The sequence below is a fragment of the Streptomyces sp. NPDC003379 genome, assembly GCF_053589195.1.
On sequence record NZ_JBSFRK010000025.1, the window covers coordinates 80003 to 101436 of the forward strand.

Sequence of the window (21434 nt, forward strand, 5' to 3'; positions counted from 1 at the left end):
GGCTCACCGCGTGGCCCCCGCCCGGTTCACCGCGGCGAGGACGGCCTGCACGGACGCGGTCAGGACCGACGTGTCCAGGCCCGCGCCCCAGCGGACGGCGCCGCCGACCCGGCACCGCGCGTACGCGACGGCCTCGCTGCCGCCGCCCTCCCGCACCGCGTGCTCGGCGTAGTCGAGGATGTCGACGGTGATCCCGGCGGCGGCGAGTGCGTCGACGAACGCGGACAGCGGGCCGTTGCCCACGCCCTCGAAGTCCCCTGTCCTGTCGCCTACTTGGAGGGTGCAGATGAAGCGGTGCGCGCCGTCCGGGGCCCGGTCGGCCGTCCAGCTGCTCAGCGCCACCTCACCGTCCTGCCCGGGTGCGACATACGTCGCGCGGAACAGCTCGTACAGCTCCTTCGCCGTCGCCTCCTGACCGCTCTCGTCGGTGGCCTCCTGCACCACGCGCGAGAAGTCGGGCCGCATGTCCTGCGGCAGGTCGAGACCGTGCCGGGTCTGGAGCAGGTACGCCATTCCGCCCTTGCCCGACTGGGAGTTGACGCGGATGACGGCCTCGTAGGAGCGGCCGATGTCAGCGGGGTCGATGGGCAGATACGGAACGTCCCACGGTGCCTCGCTCTCCGGAACGCCCAGCTCGGCGGCCCGGCGGGCGTGATGGGCGAAGCCCTTGCCGATGGCGTCCTGGTGCGTGCCGGAGAACGCGGTGTGGACGAGATCGCCGGCGTAGGGGTGGCGGGGGTGCACGGGCAGGCGGTTGCAGTACTCGACGACCTCGCGCACGGCGTCGATGTCCGAGAAGTCGATCATCGGGTCGACGCCCTGGGCGTAGAGGTTGAGGGCGAGCGTCACCAGGTCGACGTTGCCGGTCCGCTCGCCGTTGCCGAACAGGCAGCCCTCGACGCGCTGGGCCCCGGCGAGGACGGCGAGTTCGGCGCAGGCGACGCCGGTGCCGCGGTCGTTGTGGGGGTGGACGGAGAGGATGACGGAGTCGCGCCGGGCGAGGTTGTGGTGCGTGTACTCGATCTGGTCGGCGTACACGTTCGGGGTCGCGATCTCGACGGTCGCCGGCAGATTGTGCGTCACGGGCCGGTCGGGGCTCGCGTCCCACAGCTCGGTCAGGCCGTTGCAGACGTCGAGGACGTAGTCGGGCTCGGTCAGGTTGAACGTCTCGGGGGCGAACTGGAAGCGGATGTCGGCGTGCGGCCGCGCGTCGGCGAGCCTCGCCATGTGCGCGGCGGCCTCCTTGACGACGTCGTACACCTCGGCGCGCGACCGCCCGAGGACGACGTCGCGCCAGACCGGCGAGGTGGGGATGTACAGATGTACGACGGCGCGCGGCAGCCCCTCGATCGACTCGAAGGTGCGGTCGATCAGCTCGGGCTTGGCGGGCGTGAAGACGACGACGGTCACGTCGTCGGGCAGCGCGCCGTCGCCGCGTGCGCTCAGCTCGGCGAGGTGGCGGACGAACTCGAAGTCCGTCCGGCTGGCCGACGGATAGCCGACCTCGATCTCCTTGAACCCCATCGAGACGAGCAGATCGAAGAAACGCCGCTTGCGGCCGGTGTCCATCGGCTCGGCAAGTGCCTGATTGCCGTCACGCAGGTCGACGGGGACCCAGAGGGGCGCCCGCTCGATCCGGGCACTCGGCCAGCTTCGCTCCTGGCCGGGGACGTTCACCCGCTCCTGGTAGGGGCGGTAGCGGTGGTGCGGCATGGGGCCGGGGCGCTGGGGGTTCCAGTCGTACGTGGGTGCAGTGACGGAAGGCGTGGCTATGGGAGGCGTGGTCACGGGAGGCGTGGTCACGGGAGAATCTGCTCCTGGGCTCGGTCGGGAGACCGGCAGCACGGCACCCCGCGGCGGGGTGCCGGTCGCTTCAGGCCCCGCCGCGGCAGCCGAGAAGGAGGAGCCCGCAGAAGATCACGGCGCTACAGTAGGTTCATGCCCGCCCTTCGGCAAGGCCTGATCGACCTGCCCCGAGACGGCTACGCGTGCCCCTCCCCCTGTTCAGCCCCGTACAGCCGCGCCGAAGCGTCCACATGCGCGAGCCTCCGCATCGCGACGAACACCGCCTCGCCGAGGACCGTGCCGATCACGACGCTCTCCACGAGGTCCTCGACCGCTACCCGCCGGCCCACGTAGGCGAGGTCGGCGCGGGCGACGAGTTCGGCGGCGTCGGCGTACTCGTCGAGCAGCTCCGTGAACGCGCCGTGCCCGAGCCGGCCCATGGCGGCCAGCGCCCGTGACAGGTCCTCGGCGGCGGGGTTGGACTCGTGTGTCCGCCAGCCGCGCCGCTCGATGAGCTGTTCGACGGCGGTGTTCGCGGCGGCCGCCTCCGCGTCGTCCTCGGCGGCGCCCTGCCCGCCGAGCCGGTCCGCCGCCGCGCCGAGGACCTTGTGCAGCGGCCGGCCCGGGTCGTCGACCGCGCCGAGCACCTCCGCGATCGCGGCCACCTTCAGCCCGCCCACCTCCAGCAGCGCGCGGATCAGCCGCAGCCTGCGCTCGTGCGTCTCGTCGTAGTGCGCCTGGTTGGGGCTGGACAGTTCGCCCGGCGGCAGCAGTCCTTCACGGACGTAGTACTTGATCGTCGGCACCGGCACGCCGGTCCTGCGGCTCAACTCACCAATACGCACAGCCTGTTCCCGCTCCTGTTCATCGATCCCCCTTGCCAGCCCCGCCTCCCATCATAGATAGTGGCGCTATCAGATAGCAGATAGCGTCGCTATCTATTAACAGGCAACGACAATCAAGGGGATACCCATGTCCTTATGGCGTTCGTGGCACCGCCCCCTGGTGCTGTTCTCCGCATCGATGGCCGTCCTTGCCGTCATCTCCGCGGTGGGGCTCATGGTCGACGACCGCGTCCTCGTGGGCGCGCCGATCTGGGCCAAGCCGTTCAAGTTCTCGGTCTCGTTCATCGCGTACGGCCTCTCGCTCGCCTGGATGCTGTCGCGGCTCGACCGAGGACGGCGCGCCGGATGGTGGGCGGGCACGGTCGTCGCGGCGACGAGCACCATCGAGATGGTGATCATCACCGGGCAGGTGGTCCGCGGGAAGCGCAGCCACTTCAACCACCAGACCCCCTTCGACGAGGCCCTGTTCAACGCCATGGCCGTCACCGTCGTCATCCTCTGGTTCGGTACGGTCGTCATCGCGATCCTGCTGCTGCGCGCCCGGATCGCCGACCGGGCCTCCGCCTGGGCGATGCGCTGCGGCGTCGTCATCGCGCCGGCCGGAGCCGCCATCGGTTTCCTGATGACTCGGCCCGCGGTCGGCCAGCGGCGCGGCGAGTCCCCGGTGGTCGGCGCGCACAGCGTGGGCGTCCCGGACGGCGGGCCCGCGATGCCGCTGACCGGCTGGTCGACGACCGGCGGTGACCTGCGCATACCGCACTTCGTCGGCATGCACGCGCTGCAACTGCTCCCGCTGCTGCTCATGGTCCTCATGTCGCTCGCGCCGCGCGTCGCCCGCCTCGCCGACGAGCGGGTGCGGCTGCGGCTCGTCCTCGTCGGCTCGGGAACGTACGCGGCTCTCTTCGCCCTGGTCACCTGGCAGGCCCTGCGCGGTCAGCCGCTGATCCACCCGGACGGCGCGACCCTGACCGCGGCGGGCCTGATCGTCTGCGCCGCGGCCGCGGGGACGTACGCGGCACTGCGGACGCCGACCGGGCCGCCCAAGCCGACCGGGCCAACGACTTCTACCCGCACGGAAATCGAGGTCGCGGCATGACCGGAACCCTCTTCGAACTGTCCTTCTGGCTGGCCGCCCCGGTCTGGCTCCTCATGATCTTCGCGCCCGGCTGGGGCCCGACCGCCCGCCTGGCCGCGTCGCCCCTGACCGTCCTCCCCGTACTCGCCGTCTACCTCGCGATGGCGGTCCCGGTCCTCCCCGAACTGTGGACCGCTGTCAGCAGCCCCGACATCGACGGCTTCCGCGAACTGACGGCACGCGCCAACGGGGCGGGTGCGATCTGGGCGCAGGTCATCGCCTGGGACCTGCTGCTCGGCCAGTGGATGTACCGGGAGGCGCGGCGGCTCGGCGTGCACCCGCTGGTGACCGGACCGCTGCTCGTGCTCACCATCCTCCTCTCGCCGTTCGCCCTGCTCCTGTTCCTCGCGCTGCGTACGGCACTCGACCGGCGTGCGGCACTCACCCGGCGGCACGCAGCTTCCGGTACCGTCCGGGCGCCAGACCGAACTCCCGCTTGAACGCCTTGGCGAAAGCGAACTCCGAGGCGTATCCAGCCCGTTCGGCCACCGCCCGCAGCGGTGCGCCGTCCGGCTCACGCAGCCGTCCCGCTGCCGTGGTCATCCGCCACCATGTGACGTACGCGAGCGGCGGCTTGCCCACCGACGCCGTGAACCTGCGCGCGAAAGGCGCCCGCGACAGACTGGAGAGCGCGCCGAGCTCCCCCACCGTCCAGGGGTGCGCCGGGTCGCTGTGGACGGCCCGCAGCGCGGCCGCGACCGCCGGATCGGCGAGCGCCGCCGCCCAGCCGCTGAGATCGCCGTCGCCGGCGCGCGCCCGTACCCACCAGGTGCGCAGGATCAGGAGCAGCAACGTGTCGAGGAGCGAGGTGACGATCGTGTCCGAGCCCGGCTGCGGCCGGTTCAGCTCGTCGCCCAGCAGTCCGAGCACGGTCCGCAGCCCACCGCTCTCACCGGCGCCCGCGGGCAGGTGCACGACATCGGGGAGTTCGGAGAGGAGCGGATGGCTGCGGCTCTCGTCCAGCAGATACGCGCCGCAGATCATGACGGCGGACGGCGACCGCCCGTCCGGCGAGCGGGGTGCGGGAGGCCGCGGCCAGGAGCCGTCGGGGAGCAGTGAGATCTCCTCGACCGGCGTACCCGGTTCGCTGACCAGCGCGTGCCCGCCGCGGTGCGCGATGAAGACCACGTCACCGGGGCCCAGCCGCACGGGCGGCGCGCTCTCGTCCGCCGGCACGAGCCACGCGGACCCCTCCAGGACGGCGTGGAAACCCGCCCGCCCCGGACTGACGAACCGCAGGCCCCACGGAGCGTACTTCTCCGTCCTCGCGGAGTGCGGCCGCCCGGTCCGCATGACCGCTATCGCATCACTGAGTACGTCCATGGAGGCACCGTAACGTGCCTGCTCAGGAGGCGAGACGAACGGACATGGGCGCGAGATCGGCGGGCATGGCCCGCCTCCCGGCGCCCGTTTAGCGTCTTGCACATGACGACAACCACCGCGCGCACCGTGCTGTTCGACGAGATCGGCGGCCCCGAGGTCCTGCGCGTCGAAGAGCTCCCGCTGCTCGCCCCCGGCCCTGGCGAAGTCCTCGTCCGCGTCGAGGCGTTGGGCCTCAACCGCGCCGACGCCCTCTTCCGCTCCGGCACCTACTACTACCAGCCGACCCTGCCCGCCTCGCGGCTCGGCTACGAGGCGTCCGGCGTCGTCGAGGCGGTCGGCGAGGGCGTGAGCGCCCACTCCCCCGGTGACGCCGTGCTGACGGGCCCCGGCATCGAGATGGGCGCCCAGGGCGTCCACGCCGACCGCCTCGTCCTGCCCGCCGGTTGTCTGGTGCCGCGGCCCGCGGGCCTCGACGCGGTGACAGCGGCGGCGACCTGGCTGACGTACTCGACGGCGTACGGCGGGATGCTGGAGAGCGGCGGGCTGCGGCCCGGCGACCACGTCGTGATCACCGCCGCGTCGAGCGGGGTCGGCGTCGCCGCGCTGCAGACCGCGGCGCGGATCGGCGCGGTCCCGATCGCGGTCACCCGCACCGGCGGGAAGAGGCAGCAACTCCTCGACCACGGAGCGGCGCTCGTCGTCGCCTCGGACACGGAGGACGTCGTGAAGGAGGTCCACCGCTTCACCGGCGGCAAGGGCGCCGAGCTGGTCTTCGACGCGGTGGGCGGCCCCGGCCTCGCGGAGATCGCCCGCGCGGCGACGGTCGACGGGACGGTCGTGGTGTACGGCTTCCTGGACGGGCGGCCGATGCGGATGCCGCTCAACTGGCCGGTGACGGTGCGGGGTTACGCCAACGAGCACCTCGCGGCGGACGCCGGCGGGCTGCGCCGCGTCAACGCGTTCATCGCGTCGGGCCTGCGGGACGGTACGTTCCGTCCGGTGGTCGCGGAGGTCTTCGAGGGCCTGGACCGCATCCGGGACGCGCATCGCCTGATGGAGGCCAACGACCACGTCGGGAAGATCGTGGTCAAGCTCCAGCCATGATCGGACCGCCCGGACCGCTCGGACAGCCCGGACCGCCTCCGCCGGAATACCCCGCCCATTCCGGAGGTTACCTCCGTTACTGCAGCGGATCACCGAAAGGGCACATCATGAAGATCGGCATCATCGGCGCGGGCAACATCGGCGGCAACCTCACCCGTCGCCTCACCGCTCTCGGCCACGACGTCTCCGTCGCGAACTCCCGCGGCCCGCACACCCTGACCGCCCTCGCCGAGGAGACCGGGGCGACGCCCGTCCCGGTCGAGGAGGCGGCGCGCGGCGCGGAGGTCGTCGTCGTGACGGTCCCGCTCAAGGCCGTGCCCGACCTGCCCAAGGGCTTCCTCGACGGAGCGGCCGAGAACGTCGCCGTCATTGACACCGGCAACTACTACCCGAAGGAGCGCGACGGGAAGATCGCCGAGATCGAGGAGGGCCTGACCGAGAGCCGCTGGACGGAGCGGCGGATCGGCCACCCCGTCATCAAGGCGTTCAACGGCACGTACGCGCAGGACATCCTCGACAAGCCGCAGCCCAAGGGCGCCCCGGGCCGCGTCGCCCTGCCGGTGTCCGGCGACGACGAGGCCGCCAAGAAGGTCGTACGCGACCTCATCGACGAGCTCGGCTTCGACACCGTCGACAACGGCGGCCAGGACGAGTCGTGGCGCCAGCAGCCCGGAACTCCCGTGTACGGCAACACCGGTGGCGTCGAGGAGATCCGCAAGGCCCTCGAAGCGGCCTCCCCGGAGCGCACGGCCGACTGGCGCGCCTGACGCGCCGAGAGGGGCGGGCCCGCTAGGGCGAGGCCCACTCCCTCAGCGCGTCCTCGCTCTCGAAGCGGGCGACGTTCTTGTCCAGCGGTGACGACGTGTACTGGTGGATCTTCCACTCCGCCTGGATGCGCGGCTTGCCCGCGCTCACGTAGTCGGCGATCCACAGTCCGTCGCCCGCGTAGGACGTGGTGTCCCGGTTCAACCAGAAATCGCGGTTGCAGTAGAGAAGCACCTTATGTCCAGGCCGAAGCCGCTTCACCTCCCGGATGAAGCGGTCCTTCTCCGCGTTGGAGGCGGCCGTGTGGTCGCCCGTCCACTCCCAGTCCACCGCCAGCAGGTCCCCCTTCTTCTCCGGGGCCTTGCTGACGAAGTACTCGGCCTGGGCCTTGATGTTCCCCGGCCACAGGAAGTGGTAGTAGCCGACGACGCAGCCGCCGTCGCGGGCCAGCTTCGTCTGGGCGGTCAGCTTCGGGTTGACATACGAACGGCCCTCCGTCGCCTTTATGATGACGAAGGAGAGGCCGTCGGTGGTGAACGTGGTCTGGTGGGAGCTGACGTCGATGCCACGCAGCATGGCGGCCTCCGAGGGCGGGTACGGCAGGGGGGTTTGTGAGCTGCCCCTTTTGTGCCCGGCGGTGACGTGGATCAACCGTCAACCATCAAACTGTCAACGGAAGATGCCTGTGTGACCCAGGGAGTAGCGGCCGGGCTGCGGATAGACCGCGAGGCCGTGCGGCCCGTCGCCCACCGGGATGCGGGCCAGCTCGACGCCGGTGCGGGTGTCGATGGCGTACACCTCCGAGTCGTAACGCCCGGAGAGCCAGAGGGTGTTGCCGTCCGCCGAGACGCCGCCCATGTCGGGGCTGCCGCCCTCCGGGAGCTTCCACTTCTTGGTGAGCTTGTTCTGCGGGAAGTCGAAGACGGAGATGGTGCCTTCGCCGCGGTTGGAGACGTACATCTCCTTGGAGTCACGGCTGACGTACAGGCCGTGGCAGCCCTTGCCGGTGGGCAGCAGCTTCGGGGTCGTGAACCTCTCGCCGTCCAGGACCCACATGCCGTGCGCCATCATGTCGGCGACGTAGAAGGTCTTGCCGTCCGGCGACATCTTCACGTCCTGCGGCATGGCGCCCTTGAAGGGGATCTTCTGCTGGCCGACGATCTCCATCCTCTCCGTGTCGACCTTCAGGAGTTCGCCGGAGAACTCGCAGGAGACGATGAAGTAGCGCCCGTCCATGGAGAAATCGGCGTGGTTGACGCCCGCGCAGCTGACGGGGACGGTCTTGACGCGGTTCATGGTCCTGGGGTCGCGGAAGACGAGTTCGCGGTCCATGGAGGCCATGACGACGGCGTGCTTGCCGTTCGGCGTGAAGTAGAGGTTGTACGGGTCGGAGACCTCGACGGTCCGGCCGGTCTTGCCGGTCACCGGGTCGATGGCGGTGAGGCTGTCGCCGAGGTCGTTGTTGACCCAGAGCGTCTTCATGTCCCAGGAGGGGACGACGTGCTGCGGCTGGTCGCCGACCTTGATGGTCTCGATGACCTTGAACTTCTTGGGGTCGATGACGGAGACGGTGTCGGACTCGGTGTTGGGGACGTAGACGCGCGACAGGAACTTCTTGGCCACGGGCGCCAGGGCGTTCGGCCGGTCGGCGGCGTAGGCGTCCTTGGGGTCCAGGACCGGGGGCATGCCGGGCAGGCCGGGGGCGGCCTTGGGCTGCGCGGGCTTGCGGGCGCCCTCGGTGCCGAGGGCTTCGTCGGACCGCTTGTCGGTGCCGCAGCCGGCGAGGGCGGCGAGCACCGCGCAGGCGGCGAGGGCGGCGGCGGTGCGCGTGGTGAGGTTCGGTTTCGTACGGGACATCAGGTCAGCAGCTCCGTGGTCGTCACCGCGCGCAGGCCGCGGCGTTCCAGTTCTTGCAGGATGTCGGGGAGCGCGGCGACGGTGTCCGCGTACCCGAAGTGCAGGCTCACCACGGACCCCGCGCGGACCTCGGCGGCGATCTTGCGGGTGATGGCCGGGGCGCCCGGCGAGGTGAAGTCGAGGGAGTCGACGTCGTACGAGAGGACGTGCGGGTAGCCCGCGCGGCGCGCGAGGCGTTCGACGAGCGGGGTCGCCGTCCGGGCGCGCGAGGGGCGGAACCAGGTGCCGATGGAGCCGGTGAGGCGGCGCAGACGGTCCGCGCAGCCGGTGATCTCGGCGTAGGCGTCGGCCTCGGACATGTCGTTGATGTCGAGGTGGCGGAGGGTGTGGTTGCCCAGGTCGTGGCCGCCGCCGAGGATGCGGCGGGCGAGGCCGGGGTGGGCGTCGAGCCAGCCGCCGACGGCGAGCACGGTGAGCTTGGCGCCGGCCCTCTCGGCCTCGGTGAGCAGTGCCTTCGCGGTGGCGGGGTCACCCTGGCCGTGGAAGGTGAGCGCGACCTCGGGCCGGCTGCGGGGGCCGTGCGCGATCTGCGCGGGCAGTCCGGGAAAGCGGTGCGGTGCGGGGGCGGGCGCGGGCGCCTTGGGCCGGTCGGGCCGGGCGGGCGGGGCGGACCGGTCCGGCGCGGTGGCCGCGTCGCGGTCGCCACCGGGCGTGGCGGCGTCGCGGTCGTCGCCGCACCCGGCGAGCAGTCCGCCCCCGAGAGCGGCGCCAAGGCCCGCGGCGGCCGTCGTCATCCCGGCCCGCAGGACCCCCCGCCGCCCGGGTGGAGGCCCGCCGGGGTCACAGGCGGCTTCGCGTCCCGTCACATGCTCAGTCACGCGACCATTTAATGGGCGTAACAGCCGGTTCCCGTTGATTGACCCGCTTTTTACCTCTTCCTGGGCAGGGTCCGCCGCCTCCCCCAAGCCTTGCTTATCGCCTGTCACAGCCTCTGCTTAACCAGCGTTTACCAGGCAGGTGTCCCATCTCACCAAGGATTCACCTCTAAACTGTATGCCTTTGTCCCCATATGGGCGGGTAGGGGCTTTTGGATCGTCGGCCCCCGTCTGCCATAGTCGGGGACACGACCCCCATTGACCCGGGCTCAGGTCGCTTCGGCGCCCGTGGATCACACCCCAAAAGTCCACGGCGCTTCACGAAAGCCCCCACCGTGCCCGACCGCGGCCGCAGGGGGCTTTCGCGTATCCGGGGCGGGGGCAGGGGCGGGGGCAGGGACGGCGCGGTCGTCAGCGGTCGGAGACCCGCATCTCGAACCACGTCGTCTTGCCGCGCGGCAGCAGATCCACGCCCCACCGGTCGGAGAGCTTGTCGACGAGGAAGAGGCCGCGGCCGCTCAGGTCCATCTCATGGACCGGCATCAGACAGGGCAGCCCCCGCGAGGGATCGCGGACCTCGACGCGGATCCAGCCGCGCCGCTTCTCCATGCGCAGACCGAAGACGCGGGCACCGGTGTGCCGCACGGCGTTCCCGACGAGTTCCGAGACGAGCAGGACGACGTCCTCGGTGAGCTTCGGGGAGAGGTGCCAGTGGCGCAGGACGACGACCTGGGCGAGGCGGCGCGCGATGGCGGCGGACTCCGGACGCGACGGCAGCGGCACCTCCGCGTCCGTCGGATTGCCGAACAACTCCAGCGCTTTCAGCGCGTGTTCGTCCTCCACCGCCGGCGACCAGCGCGCCGCGGTCGCACTCCCGTGCCGCCGCGGCCGTTCGTAACCCTCCAGCCCCGCCATGCCCCCCATCATGGCCGCCCAGGGCGCCCTACGGGGCGGTTCCGAAGGAATAAGCCCCCCGGAACCGTACATTCCGGGGGGCGTGGTAGGCATATGCCAATGGCAGAAATGGGCCGGAGAAGCCGCGCTCACCTGCGATGACACCCCGCTCATAGGTGACCGACCGGCACCTCGGACAGGGCGGGCTCAAGGCTCTGTCAAGCCGACGATGAACCGCCCCTTCGGGGGACGGGCCCGGCTGACGGCAGACTCAACTGGACGGGTGACCAAGGGAGTTAGAGAGTGCCGAAGGGGGGTTGAAGGGAATTCATACGAACTTCGCCTTGCCCGGGCCCTCCTCGACGAAGCTCCGCATACCCCGCTCCCGGTCCTCCGTGGCGAACAGACCCGCGAACCACGTGCGCTCGATGGCCAGGCCCGTGTCGAGGTCCGTCTCCAGGCCCGCGTCGATGGACTCCTTGGCGGCGCGCAGCGCGATGGCCGGTCCCCGCGCGAGCCGCGCGGCCCAGGCGTGCGCCTGCTCGTACACCTCGGCGGCGGGCACGACGCGGTCCACCAGGCCGATGGCGAGCGCCTCCGCCGCCTTCACCTGGCGCCCGGTGAAGATGAGGTCCTTGGCCTTGGACGGGCCGACCAGGCGGGCCAGGCGCTGGGTGCCGCCCGCGCCGGGGATGAGGCCGAGCAGGATCTCGGGCTGGCCGAGCTTGGCGTTGTCCGCGGCGACGCGGAAGTCCGCGCAGAGCGCCAGCTCGCACCCGCCGCCGAGGGCATAGCCGTTGACGGCGGCGACCACGGGCTTGGGGATGCGGGCCACGGCGGTGAAGGACTCCTGGAGGGCTCCGGAGCGCGTGATCATGGCCGCGTGGTCCATGGCCTGCATCTCCTTGATGTCCGCGCCGGCCGCGAACACCTTCTCCCCGCCGTGGATCACCACGGCGCGCACGTCGTCGCGGCGCGTGGCCTCGGCGGCGAGCTCCTTGAGGCGGTCCTGGGTGGCGATGTCCAGGGCGTTCATGGGCGGACGGTCGAGTCGGATCGTGCCGACGCCTTCGGCGACTTCGAGGTGTGCGGTCATGACAGGCACGTTAGCGGGGGTCGACGCCGAGGGGCCCGGTGCACTTGGTCACAGTGCGCCGGGCCCCTCCTCACTCAGGGAACGGTGTTACGCCTTCCACTTCTCCCACGGCATGTTCCAGCCGTTGTAGCCGTTCTCGGGCTGGATGTTCTTGTCCGCGGAGTTCTTCACCACGACGAGGTCACCGATCATCGAGTTGTTGAAGAACCATCCGGCGGGCGTCGTCTTGCTGTAGCCGCCGCGCACGTCGCTCAGGCCTATGCAGCCGTGGCTGGCGTTGGTGTTGCCGAAGGCGCCGCCCGACCAGTAGTTGCCGTGGATGAACGTGCCGGAGGTCGACAGGCGCATCGCGTGCGGGACGTCCTTGATGTCGTACTCGCCGCCGAAGCCGACGGTCTCGCCGTTCATCCGGGTCACCTGGAGCTTCTCGCTGATGACCATCTGACCGTTGTACGTGGTCGTGCCGGGTGCGCCCGCGGTGATCGGGATCTTCTTGATCCGCTTGCCGTCGCGGACGACCGTCATCTGGTGCGTCTTGACGTCGACGGTGGAGACCTGGCTGCGACCGATGGTGAAGTTCAGGGTCTTGGCCTGCTTGCCGTAGACGCCCGGGCGGCCCTCGACGCCGTCGAGGTTGAGCTTGACGGTGACCTTCGTGCCGGCCTTCCAGTACTTCTCCGGGCGGAAGTCGAGGCGGTCGTTGCCGAACCAGTGGCCCTCGACCGGCACCGACGGCTCGGTCTTGATCTCGATGGCCTTCTCGACGGCGTCCGGATCGGTGATGCCGCGCGTGAAGTTGACCGAGAACGGCATTCCCACGCCGACCTTCGCACCGTCCTCCGGCGTGAACTGGCCGACGAAGGTGTTCTTGGGAGTCAGCGTCGTGAAGGACGTGTCCTTGGCGGACGCGCGGCCTTCGGAGTCCTTCGCCACCGCGTGGACCTTGTACGTCGTGGCCGCCGCGAGGTGGTGCGCGGGCGCCCATCCGACACCGCCCGAAGTGATCTTGCCGGGGACGGGATTGCCCTTGCTGTCCTCGACCTTGACCTCGGCGAGCTTGCCCTTGTCCGCGGATATCTTCAGGGCGCCGCTGGTCGCCACCGCCTTCGCCCCGTCCTTGGGGGCTATCGTCACGACGGCCGCCGACGGCGCGTTCTTGTCCGCCCCGTCCTCGCCGCCGTCGCCCGCGTCCGAGCCTGACCCGCCGCATGCCGCCACCATCAGCAGTGCCGCTCCCGACAGCACCGCCGTCAGGCCCTTGGCGCCCCGCCGTCGCACGCGCGTGCGCGCGTCAACCGACGTCCCCGATATCGGTCGCCCGTTCAAGATGTTGTCTCCCCTCGCACGGCCTGGATCCAGGCCCGCACCCCAGTGCACCCGCGCGTTTCAGACACGCGCAAGCGATAGATAACCATATGGTTCCGGGCGATGACTCCCCGCCAATGTCACCGTTCCGTTCCAACTGCCCGTGGGGTGCGGGCGGATCATGATCACCTGGTGGTCGTACGCCGATCACCCGGCCGTCACCTGGCGATCGCCCGGGGGTCCACCCGGGGGATCAGCGGTTCCTCACCCAGTCCTTCCACTCCATGTTCCAGCCGCCGAGGCCGTTGTCGGGAGCGACTTTCTTGTCATTGCTGTTGACCACTTCGACGACGTCCCCGACGAGGCTCCGGTCGAAGAACCAGCCCGCGGGCGTCTTCGAGCTGCCGCCCTTCACGTCGCGCAGGCCCACGCAGCCGTGGCTGACATTGGTGTTGCCGGGGGCGTCCGGCGCCCAGTAGTTGCCGTGCAGGAAGGTGCCGGAGGTCGTCAGGCGCATGGCGTGCGGCACGTCGGGGATGTCGTACTCGCCGCCGAAGCCGACGGTGCGGCTGTTCATGCGGGTCACCTCCAGCATCTCCGTCACCACCATCTTCCCGTTGTACGTGGTGGTCTTGGGGGCGCCCGCGGTGATCGGCACGGTGGAGATCAGCTCGCCGTCGCGGCGCACCTCCATGGTGTGCGCCTCCGCGTCGACCAGGGACTCCTGGTGGCGGCCGACGGTGAACGCGAAGGTCTTGTCCTGGAGGCCGTAGACGCCGGGGGCGGCCTGGACGTCGCGCAGCCGCAGGCCGACGGTGACCTTGGTGCCGGGCTTCCAGTACTTCTGGGGGCGGAAGTCGACGCGGGTCCTGCCGAACCAGTGGGGGCGGATGTCGACGGCCGGGCGCGCGCTGACCTGGATGGCGCGCTGGACGGCCTCGCGGTCGACGACCTCCTGGTTGAACTCCAGGGAGATGATCATTCCGGTGCCGACCGTGGAGCGGTTCTCGGGCGCCACGTAGGCGACGAAGCGCTCGTCGGGGACGTCCGTCCGGAAGGTCGTGTGCCGGGCCGAGCGGCGGCCGTGGCCGTCCAGGGCGACGGCGTGGACCTTGTACGTGGCGGCGACCGCGAGCGGGCTCTTGTCCAGGGGCCGCCAGCTCATGCCGTCCTCGCCGATGCGGCCGGGCACCTCGAACTGCTGCGCGTCCTGCGTCCGGACGACCTCGACGGACTCCAGACGGCCGCCGGGGACCTTCACCTCCAGCCGTTCGTCGGGCTTGACGCCCTTGCTCGCGTCGTCGGGCGTCACCCGGATCGTGTCCGCGGGCGAGCGCGACTTCCCGAGGACGTCGTCGAGCCCGCCGCCGGAGCAGCCCGCCGCCCCGGCCAGCAGGCCCGCCCATGTCACCGCCGCGGCCAGCGCGGCTCCTGCGCGCCGTGCGCGCCTCGCAACCTGTCTCACGTGGGTCCCAACGACCGTCCTCGCTCATGGAAACGTGAGTGCGACCCGTGCGCTGGGCAGAACAGTGGGAGGGACGACGTAGGGGGAGCCGCGGCCGGGACGCCGTATGCCCTTCTTCACGCGTCGGCCGACAGAGCCGCGGGAGGCTGACAGGTGTCGAGCGCATCCGAGCAAGGGACAGTGCGGGAGGCACGGGCGGAGGGGCGCGCGGCGCCCGAGCGGCCGGCCCCCGCGGTGAACGGGAGCAGGCGGCCCGCGGGGCGCGCGGTGCCCACGCGGCCGGTGTGGCCGGGGGCGCCGACGCCGCTCGGGGCGCGCTTCCGGGTCGGGCCCGACGGCGTCGCGGGCACCAACTTCGCGCTGTGGGCGGGCGGTGCGGAGTCGGTCGAGCTGTGTCTGTTCGACACCGAGGGGCCCGAGGTCGTCGAGACGCGCTGTCCGCTGACCGAGCTGACGCACGAGATCTGGCACGGCTTCGTGCCGGGCGTGCGGCCCGGGCAGCGGTACGGGTATCGGGTGCACGGCCGCTGGGACCCGTGGACGGGCGCCCGCTGGAACCCGGCGAAGCTGCTCCTCGATCCGTACGCGCGTGCGGTGGACGGTGATTTCACGCTGCCCTCAGAGGTGTACGGGCACGTGCGCGACTGGCCGCAGCAGCAGGTGGCGGACACCGTGCGCGACGACCGGGACTCGGCGCCGTACGTCCCCAAGGGGGTGGTCGTGCACGACGACGCGCCGGACGACGAGTGGGCGGACGACCGGCGGCCGAAGACGCCGTGGGCGGACTCCGTCATCTACGAGCTGCATGTGCGCGGCTTCACCAAGCTGCACCCCGGGGTGCCGGAGAGGTTGCGCGGCACGTACGCGGGGTTGGCGCACCCGGCCGCGCTCGACCATCTCGTACGCTTGGGGGTGACGGCGGTCGAGCTGATGCCGGTGCACCAGTTCGCGCACGAGGACCATCTGCTGCGGCGGGGACTCAGGAACTACTGGGGGTACAACTCGATCGGCTATTTCGCGCCGCACGCGGCGTACGCGGCGTCGGGGACGACGGGGCAGCAGGTCGGCGAGTTCAAGCGGATGGTGCGGGCGCTGCACGCGGCGGGGATCGAGGTGATCCTCGACGTGGTCTACAACCACACGGCGGAGGCCGGTGAGCTGGGCCCGATGCTGTCGCTCAAGGGCATCGACAACCGCGGCTACTACCGGCTCCAGCCGAACGACGCGCGGCGGTACGCCGACTACTCGGGCTGCGGGAACACGCTCCAGGTCGTCCAGCCGCACGTACTGCGCCTGATCACCGACTCGCTGCGGTACTGGGTGACGGAGATGGGCGTGGACGGCTTCCGCTTCGATCTGGCGGCGGCCCTCGCCCGCTCCTTCCACGACGTGGACATGCTCTCGCCGTTCCTCGCAGTGATCGCTCAGGACCCGGTGCTGCGGCGCGTGAAGCTGATCGCGGAGCCGTGGGACGTGGGCTCCGGGGGCTACCAGGTGGGTGCCTTCCCCCCGCTGTGGACCGAGTGGAACGACCGCTATCGGGGGGCGGTGCGGGACTTCTGGCGGGGCGCGCTGCCGGACGTACGAGACCTGGGGTACCGCCTGTCGGGCTCCAGCGACCTGTACGCGTGGGGCGGGCGCAGGCCGTACGCGTCGGTGAACTTCGTGACCTCGCACGACGGCTTCACCCTGCGGGACCTGGTCAGCTACGAGAGGAAGCACAACGAGGCCAACGGCGAGGGGAACCGCGACGGCACCGAGGACAACCGCTCCTGGAACTGCGGCGCCGAGGGCGAGACGGACGACGCGGACGTCACGGCGCTGCGGCGGCGGCAGCTGCGCAACATCATGACGACGCTGCTGCTCTCCACCGGTGTGCCGATGTTCGTCGCGGGCGACGAGATGGGGCGTACGCAGGGCGGCTCCAACAACGCGTACTGCCAGGACAACGGGGTCAGCTGGGTCGACTGGGGGCTGCGGGAGGATCCGGGCTGGCGCGAGCTGTTCGCGCTGACGTCACGCCTCATCGGGCTGCGGCACCGCCACCCGGTGCTGCGTCGGCGCGCGTTCTTCTCCGGGCGCGCGCACTCGGCGGACGGGCTGCGGGACCTGGCGTGGTTCACGGCGCGCGGCACGGAGATGACGGAGGCCGACTGGTACGCGCCGACCGCGACGCTCGGCATGTATCTCTCCGGGCGCGACATACCCGGCCGTGACGCCCGGGGCGCGCCGGTGGACGACGACAGCTTCCTGGCGATCCTGCACGCGGCGGACCGTCCGACCGACTTCGTGCTGCCGGGGCCGCCGTGGGCGCGGTCGTACGAGGTCATCGTGGACACGGCGCTGGAGGACCAGGGGGCGCCGCCCGGCACCGTGCATCGGGCCGGGAGTGCGGTGGAGGTGGCGGCGCGGGCGGTGTTGTTGCTGCGGGTCGGCGCCTAGCCTTCGGAATACGCTGTTCCAGTTCGCTGTGCGCCGCTTGGTCCAGACCGGAGTATTGCCGCGCCTGCGGCCCAGGTCCAAGCTCGGGCCATGGACCTGGAGTTGCGGCACCTGAAGACGATCCGGGCGATCGCCGACGCGGGCAGCCTCACCAAGGCGGCCACCGCGCTCGGGCTCGCCCAGCCCGCCCTGAGCGCACAGCTGAAGCGGATCGAACGCGCTCTCGGCGGGGAGCTGTTCGAGCGGGGCAGGCACGGGGTGCGGGCCACCGCGCTCGGCGAGTTCGTGCTGGCGCGGGCCCGGGTCGTGCTGCCCGCGGTGAGCGGGCTGCGGGAGGAGGCGCAGCGGTTCGCGCGGGCCTGGGAGGGCGGCGCCGGGTTCCGGCTCGGCGCGACGCACGGGCCGCTGCTCGGCGCCCTGGTGGACCGGCTGGCCGCCGCGCATCCGGGGGTGCCGGTGTCGACGCACACGTCCTGGTCGGAGCGGGAGATCGCGGCCCGCACGGCCGCCGGGCGCCTGGACTTCGCGCTGGTGGGGACGTGCGGGGCGAGCGCGCCGCCGGAGAGCGAGCTGCTCGTGTGGCGGGAGGTGGGCCGTGACCCCGTCTTCGTCATGCTGCCGACCAGCCATCCGCTGGCCGGCTGCCAGGAGATCGACCTGGCGCTGCTGGCCGACGAGGCGTGGACGGACGTGCCGGGGGACGGCTGTTTCGGTGACTGCTTCACGGCGGCGTGCGCGCGTGCGGGGTTCACGCCCTCGCGGGTGTACGAGGCGGATGTCGCCTCCTGCGTCCATCTGGTGCAGGTGGGGCGGGCGGTGGGGCTCTGCCGGGCCACCTTCCCGCCGACGCCGGGCCTGGTGACCAGGCCACTCGCGGGGACGCCGCTGTACTGGCGGCATGTGCTCGGCTGGCACCCGGCGGCTCCCGCCCATGACACCGCGGCCGGTGTCTTCGCCCAGGCCCGCGCGGTCCACGCGGAGGCCGCGGCCCGCAGCGAGAGTTACACGGCGTGGCTGGCGGCGTCCCCCGTGACGCCTCGCCCCTAGGAGCGGCCCTGCTCCGCGTTCAAGCCTCCCCGTAGGAACGGGCCGTGGTGGGCTCCCCGTGTCTTCCATAACGCCGTGTACCGGGGTCGACTGACAGCTGTCGAGCGATCAGTTGAGGCTTCTACGGTGTGGGGCGATCCCCGCTCACCCCTCGCCCCCGAGGAGATCCCCCGCATGCTCCCCATACCCCACAGACGTGCCGCAGCGGCCTGCGCCACGCTCGTCGCGGCCGGCGCGCTGGTTCTCGCCGGACTGCCCGGCAGCGCCGCGGCCCAGACCGACCCCGCCACCACCTCCCCGTTCCCCTCCCCCGCCGAGAGCGCCGCCGTCGGCAAGACCTCTCCCGGAGTCCTGCAGGCGATGCGGCGCGATCTCGGCCTCACGTCGGCGCAGGCCAAGGCCCGTTTGGTCAACGAGGCCGAGGCCGGCGCCGACGCGGGAGCCCTGCGGAACGCGCTCGGCCGTGACTTCGCGGGCGCCTGGGTGCACGGCGCCACATCCCAGCGGCTCACCGTGGCCACCACCGACGCCGCCGACGTCCCGCTCATCGAGGCGCGCGGCGCGCGGGCGCGTGTCGTGCCGTACTCGGTGACCCAACTGGACGCCGCAAAGGCCAAGTTGGATCGCGCGGCGAAGAAGGCGACGACGCGTGACGCGCCCGTCTGGTATGTCGACGTGCGCTCCAACGCGGTCGTGGTGCGCGCTGTACAGGTGTCGGCCGCCAAGTCCCTCGTCTCCGCCGCGGGGGTCGACTCCTCCCTCGTACACGTGGAGAGGACCAAGGAACGGCCCCGCCCGCTGTACGACCTCGTGGGCGGCGATCCGTACTACATGGGAGGCGGCCGCTGCTCCATCGGCTTCTCCATCACCAAGGGCGCGCAGCAGGGCTTCGCCACGGCGGGGCACTGCGGGCGCGCGGGCACGGCGACCACCGGCTACAACCGGGTGGCCCAGGGCACGTTCCAGGCGTCCATCTTCCCCGGCAGGGACATGGCCTGGGTCGCCACGAACTCCCAGTGGACCGCCACCCCGTACGTGAAGGGCCCGGGTGGCCAGCGGATCGGCGTCGGGGGCTCCACACAGTCCCCGGTGGGTGCGTCGATCTGCCGGTCGGGCTCCACTACGGGGTGGCACTGCGGCACGATCTCGCAGCACAACACCAGTGTCACCTACCCCGAGGGCACCATCAGCGGTGTGACCAGGACGACGGTCTGCGCGGAGCCCGGCGACTCGGGCGGCTCCTACATCTCCGGCAGCCAGGCGCAGGGTGTCACGTCCGGCGGCTCGGGCAACTGCCGCAGCGGCGGCACGACGTTCCACCAGCCGATCAACCCGCTGCTCCAGCAGTTCGGCCTCACGCTGAAGACCACGGGCGGTGACCCGGGCCCGGGCCCCGAGCCGGAGCCGGGCGGCACGTGGGCGGCGGGCAAGGTGTACGCCGCGGGTGACTCGGTGACGTACGGCGGCTCGACGTACCGCTGCCTGCAGCCGCACCAGGCGCAGCCGGGCTGGGAGCCGCCGAACACGCCGGCGCTGTGGCAGCAGGCGTAGCGGCCGGTCAGCTCAGGATGCCGCGGCTGTACGCCCTCGCTACGGCCGCGGCACGGTCCTTGACGCCCAGCTTGCCGTAGATGTGGGTGAGGTGCGTCTTGACCGTGGCCTCGCTGATGAAGAGCTCCGCGGCTATCGCGCGGTTCGACGTGCCCTCGGCGACGAGCGCGAGCACCTCCCTCTCACGGGTGCTCAGCGGTTCGTTGCCGGGGGCGCGTACGCGTGAGACGAGCCGGGAGGCGACCGCGGGCGACAGGACCGTGCGGCCCTCGGCGGCGGCGCGCACCGCGGTGAACAGCTCCTCGCGCGGGGCGTCCTTGAGCAGATAGCCCGTCGCGCCCGCCTCGATCGCGGGGAGCGTGTCGGAGTCCGTGTCGTACGTGGTGAGGACCAGGACGCGGGCGCGGGCCCCGCGCCGGGTCAGCTCGGTGATCGCGTCGACGCCGCCACCACCGGGCATGCGCAGGTCCATCAGGACGACGTCCGGGTCGAGTTCGGCGGCCATGGCGACGGCCTCGACGCCGTTCGACGCCTCGCCGAGGACCTCGAAGCCGGGGGCCGAACGGAACATGCCGCGCAGACCGTCGCGGACCACCGGGTGGTCGTCGGCGATGAGGAGAGTGATCACTTCAGTGCTCATGGCGCACCAACGGTACGCGAGCCGACACCGCGGTCCCGCCGCCCGGTTCGGACTCCACGGTGAGGGAGCCCGCGATGCGTTCGGCGCGGGCCCGCATCCCGTCGAGGCCGAAGCCGCCCGACCCGGTGCGTTCGGCCGTGGCGAGCGGGTCGAAGCCGCGACCGTCGTCGCGGACGTCCAGGGTGACCTCGTCGCCCATGAAGGAAAGGGTGACGCCGAGGCGGGTGGCGTGGGCGTGCCGGGCGGTGTTGGACAGGGCCTCCTGACCGATGCGCAGAAGGGTCGCCTCGATCTCGTCGTGGAGGGACTCGGCGGTGCCGGTGACCGTGAAGACGGCGCGTACGGGGGTGTGTTCGGCCCATTCGGCGACCGTTTTCTTCAGTGCCTCGGGGAGCCTGTCGTGCTCCAGGGCCGTCGGGGAGAGGTTGTGCACGGAGCGGCGCGCCTCGCCGAGGCTGTGCCGGGCGAGGTCGGCGGCGCGGCCCAGGTGCGTACGGGCCAGCGCCCTGTCCTCGGCGGCCTCGGCGTCCGCGACGACCTGGAGCTGGGCGATGATGCCGGTCAGGCCCTGCGCGATGGTGTCGTGGATCTCGGCGGCGAGCCTGCGCCGCTCGTCGGCGACGCCCGCCTCCCTCGCCTGGACGAGGAGTTGGGTGTGCAGGGCGGCGTTCTCGTCCATGGCCTGCCGGAGCGCGGTGTTGGTGCGTTCCAGCTCGACGATGGTGGCGGCCGCGTCGCGGGTGCGCTGTTCCTCCTGTGCCGCGAGGTGGGCGAAGACGATGAGCAGCGCGACGTTCACCGCGAGCAGCCCGCCGAAGACGCCCCAGCCCAGCTCGTCGTCCGGCGGCAGACCGCCGGACTGGGAGCCGGACATGGTGACGGCGGTGAGGAACAGGCCGGGCTTGACCAGGCGCGCGGGCAGCAGCCGCTCGGCGCCGAAGTAGCCGACGACGGCGTAGAACGCGAAGAACGGGTTGAGCCAGGTGAGGGTGAAGCCGATCACCCAGCGCAGGACGTAGTAGACGGTGCCCGCGGCCGAGGGCTCCGGGGGGCGGGAGCGGGCTGCCGCCCCCCAGCACAGCTGGAGCGCCAGCCCCGCGCCGACCAGGGTCCCGGACACGTACCAGTCGCCGCGTGGCATGCCGATGACGTCGCTGGTGGCCAGCGCCATGAGGACGCTGAAGCCCAAGAGGGCGTAGGGGCCCCAGCGGTGGAACATGGTCCAGCGCTGTTCGAGCAGCTCGGTGGCGTCCGCCGTACTCCTGCTCGTACTTTTGGTTCTGCTCCCGTTCACGCGACCAGTGT

The 21434-nt window shown here is 71.5% G+C and carries 19 protein-coding genes; 7 read left to right on the forward strand and 12 right to left on the reverse strand.

Annotated elements, in window-relative coordinates:
- Positions 1 to 3: 3 nt before the first annotated feature.
- Both leuA and ACWDVB_RS24410 read right to left on the reverse strand, forming a co-directional pair.
- Positions 4 to 1713, reverse strand: a complete 1710-nt coding sequence (gene leuA / locus ACWDVB_RS24405) for a 2-isopropylmalate synthase (protein ID WP_451516704.1) — start codon at positions 1711 to 1713, stop codon at positions 4 to 6.
- Positions 1714 to 1982: 269 nt separating this feature from the next.
- Positions 1983 to 2630, reverse strand: coding sequence for a MerR family transcriptional regulator (locus ACWDVB_RS24410; protein ID WP_451516637.1), 648 nt, complete (start codon positions 2628 to 2630; stop codon positions 1983 to 1985).
- A gap of 127 nt (positions 2631 to 2757) precedes the next feature.
- Between ACWDVB_RS24410 and ACWDVB_RS24415 the strand changes: the two genes are divergently transcribed.
- Both ACWDVB_RS24415 and ACWDVB_RS24420 read left to right on the forward strand, forming a co-directional pair.
- The gene (locus tag ACWDVB_RS24415; protein WP_451516636.1) at positions 2758 to 3726 is read left to right on the forward strand and encodes a hypothetical protein; all 969 of its coding nucleotides are present in this window, start codon (positions 2758 to 2760) and stop codon (positions 3724 to 3726) included.
- Complete coding sequence (locus tag ACWDVB_RS24420) at positions 3723 to 4205, forward strand: ABA4-like family protein (RefSeq protein ID WP_451516635.1); 483 nt, start codon at positions 3723 to 3725, stop codon at positions 4203 to 4205. Before ACWDVB_RS24415 ends, ACWDVB_RS24420 begins: the two co-directional genes overlap by 4 nt.
- Here ACWDVB_RS24420 and ACWDVB_RS24425 read toward each other — a convergent pair.
- Positions 4147 to 5088 (reverse strand): AraC family transcriptional regulator, encoded by a 942-nt coding sequence (locus ACWDVB_RS24425; RefSeq protein WP_451516634.1) that lies wholly within the window; start codon positions 5086 to 5088, stop codon positions 4147 to 4149. The two genes, ACWDVB_RS24420 and ACWDVB_RS24425, sit on opposite strands and share 59 nt — an antisense overlap.
- 102 nt (positions 5089 to 5190) lie before the next feature.
- Between ACWDVB_RS24425 and ACWDVB_RS24430 the strand changes: the two genes are divergently transcribed.
- Positions 5191 to 6192, forward strand: coding sequence for a zinc-dependent alcohol dehydrogenase family protein (locus ACWDVB_RS24430; RefSeq protein WP_451516633.1), 1002 nt, complete (start codon positions 5191 to 5193; stop codon positions 6190 to 6192).
- A 107-nt stretch (positions 6193 to 6299) separates the two neighbouring features.
- Positions 6300 to 6959, forward strand: coding sequence for an NADPH-dependent F420 reductase (locus tag ACWDVB_RS24435; protein ID WP_451516632.1), 660 nt, complete (start codon positions 6300 to 6302; stop codon positions 6957 to 6959).
- A gap of 22 nt (positions 6960 to 6981) precedes the next feature.
- Here ACWDVB_RS24435 and ACWDVB_RS24440 read toward each other — a convergent pair whose 3' ends face one another.
- The 7 genes from ACWDVB_RS24440 to ACWDVB_RS24470 form a co-directional block, all read right to left on the reverse strand.
- Positions 6982 to 7533 carry a glycoside hydrolase family 25 protein gene (locus ACWDVB_RS24440; protein WP_451516631.1) on the reverse strand — a complete coding sequence of 184 codons (552 nt, stop codon included), beginning with the start codon at positions 7531 to 7533 and terminating at the stop codon, positions 6982 to 6984.
- 93 nt (positions 7534 to 7626) lie between these two features.
- Positions 7627 to 8814, reverse strand: a complete 1188-nt coding sequence (locus tag ACWDVB_RS24445) for a YncE family protein (protein ID WP_451516630.1) — start codon at positions 8812 to 8814, stop codon at positions 7627 to 7629.
- Entirely contained in the window at positions 8814 to 9608 is a 795-nt protein-coding gene (locus ACWDVB_RS24450) for a polysaccharide deacetylase family protein (protein ID WP_451516703.1), read from the reverse strand. The genes ACWDVB_RS24445 and ACWDVB_RS24450 overlap by 1 nt, the downstream gene beginning before the upstream one ends.
- 492 nt (positions 9609 to 10100) lie before the next feature.
- The gene (locus ACWDVB_RS24455; RefSeq protein ID WP_055530097.1) at positions 10101 to 10604 is read right to left on the reverse strand and encodes an ATP-binding protein; all 504 of its coding nucleotides are present in this window, start codon (positions 10602 to 10604) and stop codon (positions 10101 to 10103) included.
- 307 nt (positions 10605 to 10911) lie between these two features.
- On the reverse strand, positions 10912 to 11679 hold the full coding sequence (locus ACWDVB_RS24460; protein WP_451516629.1) for an enoyl-CoA hydratase/isomerase family protein: 768 nt from the start codon (positions 11677 to 11679) through the stop codon (positions 10912 to 10914).
- A gap of 87 nt (positions 11680 to 11766) precedes the next feature.
- Complete coding sequence (locus tag ACWDVB_RS24465; RefSeq protein ID WP_451516628.1) at positions 11767 to 13005, reverse strand: L,D-transpeptidase; 1239 nt, start codon at positions 13003 to 13005, stop codon at positions 11767 to 11769.
- 232 nt (positions 13006 to 13237) lie between these two features.
- On the reverse strand, positions 13238 to 14449 hold the full coding sequence (locus ACWDVB_RS24470) for an Ig-like domain-containing protein (RefSeq protein ID WP_451516627.1): 1212 nt from the start codon (positions 14447 to 14449) through the stop codon (positions 13238 to 13240).
- Between the two features lie 153 nt (positions 14450 to 14602).
- Here ACWDVB_RS24470 and glgX point away from each other — a divergent pair, with 153 nt between their 5' ends.
- The 3 genes from glgX to ACWDVB_RS24485 all read left to right on the forward strand — a co-directional run bounded on the left by glgX (position 14603) and on the right by ACWDVB_RS24485 (position 19489).
- Positions 14603 to 16891, forward strand: a complete 2289-nt coding sequence (gene glgX, locus ACWDVB_RS24475; protein ID WP_451516626.1) for a glycogen debranching protein GlgX — start codon at positions 14603 to 14605, stop codon at positions 16889 to 16891.
- Between the two features lie 90 nt (positions 16892 to 16981).
- Positions 16982 to 17938 (forward strand): LysR substrate-binding domain-containing protein, encoded by a 957-nt coding sequence (locus ACWDVB_RS24480; protein ID WP_451516625.1) that lies wholly within the window; start codon positions 16982 to 16984, stop codon positions 17936 to 17938.
- A 174-nt stretch (positions 17939 to 18112) separates the two neighbouring features.
- Complete coding sequence (locus ACWDVB_RS24485) at positions 18113 to 19489, forward strand: carbohydrate-binding protein (protein WP_451516624.1); 1377 nt, start codon at positions 18113 to 18115, stop codon at positions 19487 to 19489.
- Positions 19490 to 19496: 7 nt separating this feature from the next.
- Here ACWDVB_RS24485 and ACWDVB_RS24490 read toward each other — a convergent pair whose 3' ends face one another.
- Together ACWDVB_RS24490 and ACWDVB_RS24495 are read right to left on the reverse strand one after the other, a co-directional pair.
- Entirely contained in the window at positions 19497 to 20129 is a 633-nt protein-coding gene (locus tag ACWDVB_RS24490) for a response regulator (RefSeq protein WP_451516623.1), read from the reverse strand.
- On the reverse strand, positions 20119 to 21348 hold the full coding sequence (locus ACWDVB_RS24495; protein ID WP_451516702.1) for a sensor histidine kinase: 1230 nt from the start codon (positions 21346 to 21348) through the stop codon (positions 20119 to 20121). The genes ACWDVB_RS24490 and ACWDVB_RS24495 overlap by 11 nt, the downstream gene beginning before the upstream one ends.
- Positions 21349 to 21434: the final 86 nt, after the last annotated feature.